Source organism: Rhodococcus sp. NPDC058532, from assembly GCF_042719255.1.
Lineage (GTDB): Bacteria > Actinomycetota > Actinomycetes > Mycobacteriales > Mycobacteriaceae > Rhodococcus_G.
Genome location: NZ_JBHXNU010000004.1, coordinates 249799 through 261847, shown reverse-complemented (window position 1 = coordinate 261847; position 12049 = coordinate 249799). Strand labels below are relative to the sequence as shown.

Below are 12049 nucleotides of genomic sequence, written 5' to 3'. Positions count from 1 at the left end.
GCGGCGTTCACGACTCGGTCACCTGGCGTCCCCGCTCCTGCGCCGGGCAACTCGACACCACCGGGCAGTGCCTGCAGCCGTCGTTCGGGCGCGCCAGGAACCGTGGCCCCTGGGTTGCCGCCGCGGCGGCATGCACCACGTCCAGCCACTGTTCCTCGGTCTCCTCGGTCAGCGGCTCCTGCAGCCGTTGGGTCGCGCCGTCCTTCCGGTTCGCCTTGGCCACGAAGACGAGTCGCGCGCCGCCGGGCCGCGCGTCGGGTTCCCCGTCGATGGCTCCCCGCGCCGCGGCGAGCTGGTAGGTGGCGAGCTGCGCGTGCTGCTGCGCGGCCTCCCGGCTGACCGGGGTGCGCGCGGTCTTGACGTCGACGACGACGAGGCGGCCGTCGGCGTCCCGCTCGAGACGGTCAATGCGACCCCGCAGCTGCACGGCCGGTTCCCCGTCGACGCGGGCCTCGAGCACCCCGTCGACGGCGACCTCGACACCCACCTCGGTGAGCTCGCCGCGGGTGCGGTGCAGCCAGTCGTCGAAGGTGTCGATCATCTGCGCGGTTCGGTCCATCTCGCGCCGCGAATACCACTGCGACCCCAGATCGACGGCGTCCCACGCGACCGCCAGTGCCCGGCGCACCTGTTCCGGGGGCATCTTCCCGGCGACCGCCTGGACCAGGGTGTGCACCAGGGTGCCGGTGACCGCGTGCGTGTTCTCGCCGTCGCTGCCGCCGTGCCGTTCCAGCGCCCACCGCAGCGGGCACGCGTCGAGCTGCTCGATCGTGGACGGCGACAGCGGGACCGGTCCGCCCTCCGGCCGCCACAGCGGTTCGGTGGTGCTCGGGTCGCCGACGGCGTACCAGTGTTCGGGGTGCGCGCCGCGAACACCGGCGCGGGCCAGCCGCGCCAACTGCGCGGCGGCCCGCCGCTGCTTGTCGGGATCGGTGTCGGCAAGATCCGGATCGCACACCACCCGGCGCAGTTCGGCGATCAGGGACGGCAACGCAAGGACCCGGCTCGGCAGCGCAGGAGCAAGGTCCGCGGCACCCTCGCCGAGGTCCGCGTCGGCACCGAGCAGCTCGTCGACGAACCGGGACGGCTCCAGTTCCGCGTCGCCGGTGGTCGACCGGACGGCCGTCACCAGCAGGCTCCGCCGGGCGCGGCTGCACGCCAGCAGGAACAGCCGGCGTTCCTCGGCGAGCAGCGGCGCCGTCCGCGACAGGGTTGCCTCGCCGGGCTCGGCGACACCGGCGGTCAGATCGACGAGGTCCTCGGTGCCGAGGAGGGTGCCGCGGGCCCGCAGCCCGGGCCATAGGCCTTCCTGGACAGCGGCGACCACGACCACGTCCCATTCCCGGCCAGCGGCGGCGTGCGCACTGAGCACCGACACGGCCTCCGCTCCGGCCGCCGCCGTCCTCGGATCGGTCGGGATCTCCTGGTCGGTGAGGTAGTCCACGAATCCGGCGAGGCTGGCACGGGGCAGCCGGTCGACGTAATTGGCCGCCGCGTCGAACAACGCGACGACGGCGTCCAGATCACGGTCGGCCTGCGACCCGATCGGGCCGCCGCGCACCGACGCCGCCGACCACCGCTTCTCCAGGCCGGTCGCCTGCCAGGCAGCCCACAGCACGTTCTCGACGCCGCGGCCCTCCCGCTGTGCCTTCCCCGCGCGGGCGAGCACCGACAGCGTGCGGCGCAGGGCACCGAACTCGCCCTCGGTGAGCCCGTCGACAAGCGATCGGTGGGGCTGCTCCCCGTCCACGATCAGCGTCCGCAGCAGCTCCGCCGAGTCCCGTTCGCCGCCCGCGGCGAGCTCGACGCGCCGCAGGCCGCGGCGCAGCCTGCGCAGCGTCACCGGGTCGGTGCCGGCGACCGGGCCCGATACCAGGGCGAGCGCGTCCTCACCGGTGAACGGTCCGCCCGCCACCGCCCGCAGCGCCAGCAGCAGACCCCCGACCGCGTGCTGTCGGGCCAGCGGCAGTTCGGACGCCGCGGTCGTGACCGGCACGCCCGCCGCGAGCAGCGCGCGGCGCAGCGGGGGCAGCACCCGGGGAACGGACCGGACGATCACCGCCATCCGCGACCACGGCACCCCGTCGTGCAGGTGAGCGCGGCGCAGGGTGTCCGCGATCAGCGCCGCTTCCTTCCCTGCCGTGGCGAGCACCGCGACCGCGGCCGTGCCCTCGGCATCGGCGGCAGGCCGGGCACCGCGGTGCGGGGGCAGGCCGGGCAGCCGGCCGGCGATCCGCGCCGACACCGCCGCGATCCGGGGGGCGCCCCGGTGATTCGTGCGGAGCACCACCTGCCGGTCGCCGCCGGTGTCCGCGAGACCGGTGAGGTACCGGGCGTCCGCTCCGCGGAACCCGAACACCGCCTGGTCCGGGTCGCCGGCGACGACCGCGAGATCGGCGCCGCCACCGAGCAGCCGCACCAACTCGGCCGCCTGCGGATCCAGGTGCTGCGCGTCGTCGACGAGCAGGCACCGGATGCGGGCGCGTTCCCGGTCCAGCAGGTCCGGGTCGGTCGCGAACGCGGACAGGGCCGCGCCGACCAGTTCCGCGGCGTCGAGCGCGGGGGCGGTTGCCTCCGGGGCGTCCATCCCGACCGAGCCGCGCAGCAGCATCACCTGCTCGTACCGTTCGACGAAGGTGCCGGCGGCGACCCATTCCGGCCGGTCGTGCCGGTGGCCGAGACGGATCAGGTCCTCGGGGCCGAGGCCGCGTTCGCCGGCCCGCAGCATCAGGTCACGTAGTTGCGCGGCGAACCCGACCATCGGCAGCGCGGGGCGCAACCGTTCCGGCCAGTCCGGTGCGCCGTCCTCGATGTCGCCGCGCAGCAGTTCCCGCAGCACCGCGTCCTGTTCGGCACCGGTGATCAGCCGCGGCGGCGGGTTCGAATGCGCTGCCGCCTGCAGCCGCAGCACCGCGAACGCATACGAGTGCACGGTCCGCACCAGCGGCTCGCGGGTGGCGCGCGACCCGCCCGCCCCCAGCAGTGCGGTGCTGATCTCCTCCCGCACCGCCATCGCCGATTTTCGTGAATGCGTCAGCACAAGAACGGATTCCGGGTCTCCGCCCGGTCCGCTGATGCGGGAGGCCGCGAGGTCGACGATCAGGGAGGTCTTCCCGGTCCCTGGACCGCCGAGGATCTGCCACGGGCGGCGATCCGGTGCGCCGGGGCCGGTGGTCGCGGCGGCGAGCAGCGGCGCCGCCTCCGGCCCCCACCGCCGGGTCGGCACGGCGCGGGGGGCACGACGCACCAGGGTGGTGGTCGGCCTGCTCGCCCGCTGCGTACTCATGACCGGCATTCCATCACGGGCCCCCGACAGGTTCGGCGTGGTGCCGGGCACCGACCGGCACACCACCCGTCGGGCACAATGGCGGCCGTGCCCGACCTGAACGTTCACCGCTTCGGCCCCGTCGACGGGCCGCCTGTTCTCGCGCTGCACGGACTGACCGGTCACGGGAAGCGGTGGCGGCACCTCGCCGACGATCACCTGCCCGGCGCCAGGGTGATCGCCCCCGACCTGCGCGGCCACGGGCACTCGACGTGGAACCCGCCGTGGGGTGTCGCCGACCAGGTCGACTCCCTCGTCGAGGTGGTGGACGCCGAGGCAACGGAGCCGGTCGTCCTCGTCGGGCACTCGTACGGCGGGCTGATCGCCGTGCACCTGGCCGCCCGCGTCCCGGAGCGGGTCCGGGGCCTGCTGCTGCTCGACCCGGCGTTGGGCCTCGATCCGGCGCGGATGTTGGAGGTCGCCGACCTGACCATCCGGTACCCGGACTACACCGACGCCGCCGAGGCCCGGTCGGAGAAGGTGCACGGGGCGTGGGCCGGTGTCGCGGCGGACGTGCTCGACGAGGAGATGGCCACGCACCTGATCGACCTGACCGGCGGGCGGGTCGGCTGGCGGTACGCCGTCCCCGCGGTCGTCGCGGCCTGGGGAGAGCTGGCCCGACCGGTGGTGCTGCCGCCCGCCGAGCTGCCGACGATCCTGGTGCAGGCGATGCGGGTGCAGCCGCCGTACGTCACCCCCGCGCTGCGGACCGCCCTGGCCGCACATCTCGGTGACCGGCTGACGGTGGTGGAGATGGACGTCGACCACATGGTCGCAGGCGCGCGTCCCGCGGAGGTCGCGGCGCTGATCGAGACGCTGCTGTAGGCGATGACGACCGAGGAGCAGGTGGAGCGGGTCCGCGACCTCGTCTCCTCGATCCCGCCGGGCCGAGTGAGCACCTACGGCGACATCGCCGCGGCCGCCGGCCTGTCCACCCCGCGGACGGTGGGGTGGATCATGCGCACCGACTCCGCCGACCTGCCGTGGCATCGGGTGGTGCCCGCGTCCGGCAGGCCCGCCCCGCACCTCGCCGCGCGGCAGCTGGAGCGCCTTGCCGCCGAGAACGTCCCGATCCACGGCGGCCGCATCGACCTGGCGGTCGCCCGGCACCGGTTCTAGGGCACCGCGAGTTGGGCGTTTTCCTGCACTCCGAGCCCGGTCGAGCACCACAACAACCAACTCGCGGCGAGGTGCACGTCCGGCCGGTCTAGCGTCGACGGTATGACGTGCACCCTGGTCACCCCCTGGCTCGGCCGTCCGCTCAGCCCCCGGTCCGAGCCCGCCCGCGGCGGGGTCGACGCGACCGCCATCCTCGACTGGGGCGCTCCCGTGTTCGAGCTGCTGCCGACGCGCGCCGCTGGCGAGGCCTCGTCCGATCACCTGCGCGCGACGCACCGGACGGTCGGCGCCCGGATTGGTGCGGTCTACGGGCTCGACGACACCCAGCCCGCGTCGAGCACGCTCCGGCGCGGGCTCGGCTCGTGCAGCCAGCGTCTGGCGGTGATCGAGGCGTGCGCGCGGCGCGCCGGGATCGCCACCCGCGTCGAGGGCCTCGTGCTGCGCGGCGAGTTCTGGTACCCGAGGTTCCGGTACCTGCGCCCGTTTGTCCCGGACCGGGTGCTGCTCGCCTGGCCGAGCTTCCTGATCGACGACGCATGGCTCGACGCATCAGTGGTGTTCTCCGGCACCGGTTGCGCTGCCCCGCAACCGTTCACGAACAGCGGCGAGGAGACCCTGTTCGACGCGGCGGCGCGGGCACCGATCAGTTGGGCGCCGTCCGGTGACCCCGGCTGCCTGGATCTGTCGGGCGCGGTCGTGCACTCGGTCGGAATGTTCGACTCCCGGGACGAGTTGTTCGCCGCCTACGGGCAGACGCTGCGGCGGCCGGTCCGCGTGGCACTGGACCCGCTGCTGCGGCGCAGGCACGCAAGCTGATCGCGCGCCACCCACGGAGGCGCGGCAGGTCGTAGCGTCGACCGCAGGCGGGATCGCCGGTGCGCGGGAAGCGAAACGGGCGGCGCCGCCGGGCCGTGCGACCATGGACGCATGACCGCCGAACCGTTTGACGCCATCGTCCTCGCTGGCGGGTCCGGGTCGCGGATGGGCGGGGTGGACAAGCCTGCCCTCGAGGTCGGGGGACGCAGCATGCTCGGCACCGCGCTGGCGGCGGTCGCCGGAGCATCAACCACCGTGGTCGTCGGCCCACCGCGCGCGGACCTGGATCCGGCGATCCGGCAGGTCCAGGAGTCCCCGCGCGGCGCGGGCCCGGTCGCGGCGCTGGCGGCGGGGCTGCGCGCGGTCGGCGGCAGCGCGGTGGTCGCGGTGCTGGCCGCGGACCTGCCGGAGCTGACGCCGGGTGCGATCGATCTGCTGCGCAGCGCACTCGACGTGGCCCCCGACCGCGGCGCCGCGCTGGCCGTCGACGAATCCGGCCGCGTCCAGTTCCTGCTCGGGGTGTGGCGCGCCGACGTGCTGTCCGCGCGGCTCGGGGAGCTCGACGGCGTCACCAATCAGCCGATGAAAACTCTTGTCCCCGACACGTTCACCCGGGTCGAGATGGCGGGCATCTCGGACTGCGACACGCCCGCCGACGTTGCGGCGGCCCGCGCCAGGGCGACACCGAGCGCGTCGGCCGACGCAACCCCGCTGAGCATCGGCGCCGCCCGCACCGCCGTGCACGCGGCGCTTGAGACGCTACCCGCCTTCCCGCAGTCCCCGCTCGACGCGATCGGCAGCGCGCTCGCCCAGTCGCTGCGGGCCGAGGAGGCGCTCCCCCGGGTGCCGGTGTCCGCGATGGACGGGTATGCGGTCGCCGGGGACGGGCCGTGGCTGCTCGACACCGCCGTCCGGTACGCGGGGTCGACCGACACCGTGGTCCTCGATCCGGGACACGCCGTCCGGATCGCCACCGGCGCGCACCTGCCGACCGGCGCCGACACCGTGATTCGTGACGAGCACGTCGACGTCGCCGACTCCGCGACCGGCGGCCGGGTCGTCGCCCGCGCGCCGGGGGCACCGATCCGGGACGACGTGCGCCGCCCCGGCGAGGACTGGCTGCCCGGATCCCTGCTGGCGACACCGGGCACCGCAGTGACGCCCGCGTTGGCGTCGGTCGCGCTCAGCGCGGAGGTGTCGGAGCTACTGGTCCGCGGGCCGGTGCGCGGGCATGTGGTGGTCACCGGCGACGAGATCCGCAGGGACGGGCCGTTGCGGGACGGGCAGACCAGGGACTCGCTCGGCCCGGTGCTGCCCCGGTTCCTCGCCTGGTGTGGGGTGCCGACGCTCGGGGACACGCACCTGCGGGACACCGCTGGCGGATTCGACGAACTGCTCGGCGGCGATCGGTCCGCCGTGGACGCGGACCTGCTGGTGATGGTCGGCGCGACCGGGGGCGGCGCGGCCGACCACCTGCGCGCCGCGTTGGAGCGGGCAGGCGCCCGCATCGTCGTCGGCCGGGTGCGGTGCAGGCCCGGCGGGTCGCAGATCGCCGCGACCCTGCCGGACGGCCGGATCGTGCTCGGCCTGCCGGGCAATCCGTACGCGGCGGTCGCGACGTTGCTGCTGATGGTTCCGACCGTGGTCGCGGCGCTGACCGGTGCGCCGCAACCCGATCCGGTCGTCGGATTGATCGCGAACGCCGCCGAGATCGACTCGGACGTCACGCGACTCGTGCCCGCGACCCTCGGCCCGGACGGCAGGTGGCGGGTCGAGGCGCAGGTGCGGACCGCGCATCTCGGCGCGTTGGTGAGGGCGCAGGCCCTCGCCGTCATCGAACCGGGGACACCGGACGGCGGCTCGGCCGAACTGCTGCTGCTGCCGCACTGACGCCCTGCCGGAACCGGCGGGCGAGCAGGCGCACCAGCGCCGGATGCACGCCGAGCGGCTCCGCGACACCGTCCGCCCCGCACGCACCGAGCCGGCTGTGAAAGAGGCCGTGCGCCAACAGGTACGACGCGACGAACACCGGGCGCCCGGTCTCGGCCCGCACCCGAGCGACCACATCCGCCACCCTCGGCTGCGCGGTCGCGACGTAGCCGATGTCGACCCGGTCACCGGTCAGGTCGGCCAGCATCCCCGCAGCACGCTGCACGTCCGCCAGTGCCCGCGGGTCGGACGAGCCCGCGGCAGCGAGCACCACCGCGTCCCCGGCGCGCCATCCGGCAGCGCGGAGTCGTTCGAGGAGCACCAGCGCCAGCACCGGATCGGGCCCGAGCGCGGCGGTGACCTGCACCGCGGGGTGCCCGGACTCCGCCACCTCGCGGGGCACGTCGGTGTGCACGTGGTAGCCGGATGCCAGGAAGGCGGGCACCACGACGGCGGGCCCGTCGAGGTCGCGCAGCACCTCCGCCGGTGACGGTCCGAGCACGTCCACGAACGCGACGCGGGTGGTGCCGACGATCGCGGCCACCTCCTCCGCGAGCGCGGCGACCAGGTCAACTCCCCGGGTGGACCGGGTGCCGTGCGCGACGAGCACCAGCGCGGGCGCGGCCGTCACGACCTGCTCCCGTCACCGCACTCGACGGGGTCGATCGCCAGCCGGTAGCCGCGCTTGACGACGGTCTGCACGATCTTCGGCGCGCCGAGGCAGGACCGCAGCCGCGCGATCGCCGTTTCCACCGCGTGCGTGTCGCCGCCGCCGCCGGGGAGCACCGCGAGCAGATCCTCGCGGGAGACGACCCGGCCCGGCCGATGCGCGAGGGTCCGCATCAGGGCCATCGCGGCGGGCGCCAGCTGCCGGACCTCGCCGTCGACGACGACGCAGCCGCCCCGCACGCTCAGTTCGTGCCCGGCCGCGTTCAGCCGCATCGCGCGGCGCGGCAGTTCCTCGGCGATGTGCCGGGCGAGGGACCCGAGACGGGCCCGCCCCGGCATGGTGGTGTGCACGCCGAGCGCCTCCAGCGGCGCCGCCGTCACCGGCCCGACGCACACCGCGAGGACTCGGCCGTCGAACGCCTTCAGCAGCGGGTCGACGAGCCCGATCTCCTTGGCGCGCATCAGCATCGCGGCAACCGCTGGCGCGCTGGTGAAGCTGACCGCGTCCAGGCCGCCGCCGACGGTCAGTTCGATCAGCCGGTCCATCGCGGTCTGGTCGTCCGGTGGTGTCCACCGGTAGACGGGGACCGGGACCACGTCCGCCCCGGCAATCCGGAGGACCTCGCAGAAGTCCGGCAGCGGCTCCCACTCGGTGGTGGCGCCGTGCAGCTGCACGGCGATCCGCTTGCCCTCGACACCCTCGGCGAGCAGGTGGTCGAGCACCTCGGCCGAGGACTCCGACGGCGGCGACCATTCCTCCCGCAGGTCGGCGGCCCGGATGGCACCCTTCGCCTTCGGGCCGCGGGCGAGGATCCGGGACCGGCCCAGCGACCGTCCCAGGTCCTCGGCCAGCCCCCAGCCGTCGGCGGCCTCCATCCAGCCGCGGAACCCGATCCCGGTGGTCGCGACCGTGATCTCCGCGGGCCGTTCGATCAGCTCGCGGCTCACCCGTTCCAGCTCGGCGTCGTCGACGAGCGGGATGATGCGGATCGCGGCGGCCTGCACCAGTGTCGCGCCGCGCCGGGTGAGCAGCGTGCCGAACTCCTCCGAGCGGCGGGCGGCGGTCATCCCGACGGTGAATCCCTTGAGGGGCTCGCCGCCCGCGCGTACCTGGCTCATCGTCTCCGCCCGTTCCAGCACCGTCATGCGCTTCCCCGCAGCGGACTGTGCACCTGCACGACCCCGCCCCACACCCGAACGTCGTAGACCGGTAGTCGCACCGACTCGTCGTCGAGGCAGCGGCCATCGACGAGCGAGAACACCTGCTTGAGCAGCGGCGACGCGACGGTCGGCTCGCCTGCCCGGTCCCCGACCAGGCCGCGCGACATCACCGCGGCGCGGCCGAAGGGGTCGATGTTGCCGACCGCGCGCAGGGTGCCGTCGTCGAGCAGGAACAGCGCCACCTGCTCGCCGCCCCGCAGCAGCACCGCAACCCCCAGTCCGGGGATCAGGCGGCTCAGCGGGCAGGCCGACGTCCATTCGAGCTTGCCGTCGGTCACGCTCGCGCGTCCCGCCGCCCCGAGCTCACCCGCGCCCGCGTGCGGTGGTGATTCGATGATTGTCATCGCGGTCCTCCCTGTAACTGCAGGCCTCATTTCTACGGACCGGGTGTTACCCCGGCGTTAAGGCCCGATTCCCTGGCGGTAAGGAGCGTTACCCGGCGGGCATCGCGGGCAGGCCCATCAGCACCGGCACCTTGCGCGTTCCGGTCTCGTCGAAAGCGACGGTCGGGTCGGCCTCCTCCGGGGCGTTGACGAAGGTGACGAACCGGGACAGCTTCTCCGGGTCGTCGAGCACCCCGGCCCACTCGTCCCGGTAGCCGTCGACGTGCCTGGCCATCGCCGACTCCAGGTCGGCGGCGATGCCGAGGCTGTCGTCGCAGACCACGGCCCTGAGGTGGTCGAGCCCGCCGTCCATCGCCTCCAGCCAGGGCGCGGTGCGCTGCAGCCGGTCGGCGGTGCGGATGTAGAACATCAGGAACCGGTCGATGTACCGGGTCAGGGTGGCGTCGTCGAGGCCGCCCGCGAGCAGCTGCGCATGCTTGGGTGACTGACCGCCGTTGCCGCAGACGTAGAGGTTCCAGCCGTTCTCGGTGGCGATGACGCCGACGTCCTTGCCGCGGGCCTCCGCGCATTCGCGGGCGCACCCGGAGACGCCGAACTTCAGCTTGTGCGGTGAGCGAAGGCCGCGGTACCGCATCTCCAGGTCCACCGCCATGCCGACCGAGTCCTGCACCCCGTACCGGCACCAGGTGGAGCCGACGCAGCTCTTCACGGTGCGCAGCGACTTGCCGTACGCCTGACCGGATTCCATGCCCGCGTCGACGAGCCTGCGCCAGATCGCGGGCAGCTGGTCGACCCGAGCACCGAACAGGTCGATCCGTTGGCCGCCGGTCATCTTCACGTACAGGCCGAAGTCGCGGGCGACCTCGCCGATCACGATCAGCTGCTCCGGGGTGCACTCGCCGCCGGGCATCCGCGGCACCACCGAGTAGGTGCCGTTCTTCTGGATGTTCGCTAGGAAGTGGTCGTTGGTGTCCTGCAGGCCCGCCTGCTGCCGGTGCAGGATGTGGTCGGAGTCGGTGGACGCGAGGATCGAGGCGACGACGGGCTTGCAGATGTCGCAGCCGGAGCCGGTGCCGAACTTGCCGATCAGCGCCGAGAAGGTCCGGATGCCGGTGGCCCGGACGATCTCGAACAGCTCGGCGCGGGACTGGTCGAAGTGCTCGCACAGCGCCTTCGAGAGCACCACCCCGGAGGACGCGAGCAGCTGCTTGATCGTCGGGAGGCAGCCACCGCACGTGGTGCCCGCGTTCGTGCAGGCCTTGACCTGCGCGATGTCGCAGGCACCGTCGGCGATGGCCCCACAGATCGTGCCCTTGGTGACCGCGTTGCAGGAGCACACCTCGGCGTCGTCGGGCAGCGACCCGGCACCGGGCTTCTCCCCCGCAGGCGAGATCAGGGATGCCGGATCACCGGGCAGGTCCCGGCCGACCAGCGGCCGCAGCGAGGCGTACGCGGACGCGTCGCCGACCAGGATGCCGCCGAGCAGGGTCTTCGCGTCGTCGGAGACCACCAGCTTGGCGTAGGTGCCCTTCGCGGCGTCGCTGAGCACCACCTCGAGTGCGCCGGGTTCCTGCGCGTGGGCATCGCCGAAGCTGGCGACGTCGACCCCCATCAGCTTGAGCTTCGTCGACAGGTCCGCGCCGGGGAATTCCGCTGCGCCACCGAGGATCCGGTCCGCGACGACCTCGGCGGTGGAGTAGCCGGGGGCGACCAGGCCGTAGCAGACGCCCTCGACGGCGGCGCATTCGCCGACCGCGTAGATCGCCTCGTCGGCGGTGCGGCAGCCGATGTCGGTGATGATGCCGCCGCGGGGTCCGACCTCGAGGCCCGCGTCGCGGGCGAGTTGGTCCTGCGGGCGGATGCCCGCGGAGAACACGAGCAGCGCCGCGGCGATCGCCGAGCCGTCGGACAGTTCGACGCGGATCCCGTCGGGGCCGTCGGTGATCGCCGCGGTCCCAACCCCGGTATGTACGCGGACGCCGAGGCTCTCGACGAGTCGGGCGAGCAGCGCGCCGCCGCCCTCGTCGACCTGCAGCGGCATCAGCCGCGGCGCGAACTCCACCACGTGCGGGGTCATGCCCATCAGCCGCAACGCATTCGCCGCCTCCAGCCCGAGCAGCCCGCCGCCGACGACGACACCGACGGGGCGGTCCCCCGTCGCGTCGCTCGCCCCGCGGCCCGCTCCTGCGGCCTCGGCCCGCGCCCGGATCCCATCGAGGTCGTCGACGGTGCGGTAGACGTGGCACTCGTCGCGGTCGTGGCCGGGCACCGGCGGCACGAACGCGTAGGAGCCGGTGGCCATGACCAGCGCGTCGTAGCCGACGGTGTCGCCCGCCGAGGTGGTGACCGTCCGCGCGTCCCTGTCGATCGCGGTGGCCCGCACCCCGGTCCGCAGGTCGACCAGGTCGTCACCGGTGTAGTCGTTCCCGGCGAGCGCGAGTTCCTTTGCGTCCCAGGATCCGACGTACGACGACAGGCCGACGCGGTCGTACGCGGGCAGGGCCTCCTCGCAGAGCACCGTCACCCTCCATCCGCCCGACTCGTCCCGCGCCCGCAACGCCTCCACGAACCGGTGCCCGACCATTCCGTGGCCAACAACCACTACTGACTTGTGGCTCATGCCGCC

9 protein-coding genes are annotated in these 12049 nt (G+C 74.0%); 4 read left to right on the top strand and 5 right to left on the bottom strand.

From position 1 onward, the window contains the following. Positions 1-7 precede the first annotated feature (7 nt). Positions 8-3286: an ATP-dependent helicase gene (locus tag ACFWQG_RS07585; protein ID WP_378506979.1), complete on the bottom strand. Its 3279-nt coding sequence runs from the start codon at positions 3284-3286 to the stop codon at positions 8-10. Positions 3287-3364: 78 nt separating this feature from the next. Here ACFWQG_RS07585 and ACFWQG_RS07580 point away from each other — a divergent pair, with 78 nt between their 5' ends. From ACFWQG_RS07580 to ACFWQG_RS07565, 4 genes are all read left to right on the top strand, one after another. Beyond that, a complete protein-coding gene (locus ACFWQG_RS07580; RefSeq protein WP_378506978.1) occupies positions 3365-4150 on the top strand; it encodes an alpha/beta hydrolase in 786 nt (261 codons plus the stop codon). Between the two features lie 3 nt (positions 4151-4153). Beyond that, positions 4154-4444, top strand: a complete 291-nt coding sequence (locus tag ACFWQG_RS07575; RefSeq protein WP_378506977.1) for an MGMT family protein — start codon at positions 4154-4156, stop codon at positions 4442-4444. A 102-nt stretch (positions 4445-4546) separates the two neighbouring features. Further along, positions 4547-5260 (top strand): hypothetical protein, encoded by a 714-nt coding sequence (locus ACFWQG_RS07570; protein WP_378506976.1) that lies wholly within the window; start codon positions 4547-4549, stop codon positions 5258-5260. Positions 5261-5371: 111 nt separating this feature from the next. Next, positions 5372-7150, top strand: coding sequence for an NTP transferase domain-containing protein (locus tag ACFWQG_RS07565; protein ID WP_378506975.1), 1779 nt, complete (start codon positions 5372-5374; stop codon positions 7148-7150). Here ACFWQG_RS07565 and ACFWQG_RS07560 read toward each other — a convergent pair. The 4 genes from ACFWQG_RS07560 to nirB all read right to left on the bottom strand — a co-directional run bounded on the left by ACFWQG_RS07560 (position 7092) and on the right by nirB (position 12043). Beyond that, positions 7092-7820, bottom strand: coding sequence for a sirohydrochlorin chelatase (locus ACFWQG_RS07560; protein ID WP_378506974.1), 729 nt, complete (start codon positions 7818-7820; stop codon positions 7092-7094). The two genes, ACFWQG_RS07565 and ACFWQG_RS07560, sit on opposite strands and share 59 nt — an antisense overlap. Beyond that, on the bottom strand, positions 7817-9004 hold the full coding sequence (locus ACFWQG_RS07555) for a uroporphyrinogen-III synthase (protein ID WP_378506973.1): 1188 nt from the start codon (positions 9002-9004) through the stop codon (positions 7817-7819). Before ACFWQG_RS07555 ends, ACFWQG_RS07560 begins: the two co-directional genes overlap by 4 nt. Beyond that, positions 9001-9423 (bottom strand): nitrite reductase small subunit NirD, encoded by a 423-nt coding sequence (nirD, locus tag ACFWQG_RS07550; protein WP_378506972.1) that lies wholly within the window; start codon positions 9421-9423, stop codon positions 9001-9003. The genes ACFWQG_RS07555 and nirD overlap by 4 nt, the downstream gene beginning before the upstream one ends. Before the next feature lie 88 nt (positions 9424-9511). Next, positions 9512-12043: a nitrite reductase large subunit NirB gene (gene nirB, locus ACFWQG_RS07545; protein ID WP_378506971.1), complete on the bottom strand. Its 2532-nt coding sequence runs from the start codon at positions 12041-12043 to the stop codon at positions 9512-9514. Positions 12044-12049: the final 6 nt, after the last annotated feature.

Bases quoted from the DNA above. Each gene is read 5' to 3' on its own strand.
- ACFWQG_RS07585 (WP_378506979.1), bottom strand. From the start codon at position 3,286: ATGAGTACGCAGCGGGCGAGCAGGCCGACCACCACCCTGGTGCGTCGT.
- ACFWQG_RS07580 (WP_378506978.1), top strand. From the start codon at position 3,365: ATGGCGGCCGTGCCCGACCTGAACGTTCACCGCTTCGGCCCCGTCGAC.
- ACFWQG_RS07575 (WP_378506977.1), top strand. From the start codon at position 4,154: ATGACGACCGAGGAGCAGGTGGAGCGGGTCCGCGACCTCGTCTCCTCG.
- ACFWQG_RS07570 (WP_378506976.1), top strand. From the start codon at position 4,547: ATGACGTGCACCCTGGTCACCCCCTGGCTCGGCCGTCCGCTCAGCCCC.
- ACFWQG_RS07565 (WP_378506975.1), top strand. From the start codon at position 5,372: ATGACCGCCGAACCGTTTGACGCCATCGTCCTCGCTGGCGGGTCCGGG.
- ACFWQG_RS07555 (WP_378506973.1), bottom strand. From the start codon at position 9,004: ATGACGGTGCTGGAACGGGCGGAGACGATGAGCCAGGTACGCGCGGGC.
- nirD (WP_378506972.1), bottom strand. From the start codon at position 9,423: ATGACAATCATCGAATCACCACCGCACGCGGGCGCGGGTGAGCTCGGG.
- nirB (WP_378506971.1), bottom strand. From the start codon at position 12,043: ATGAGCCACAAGTCAGTAGTGGTTGTTGGCCACGGAATGGTCGGGCAC.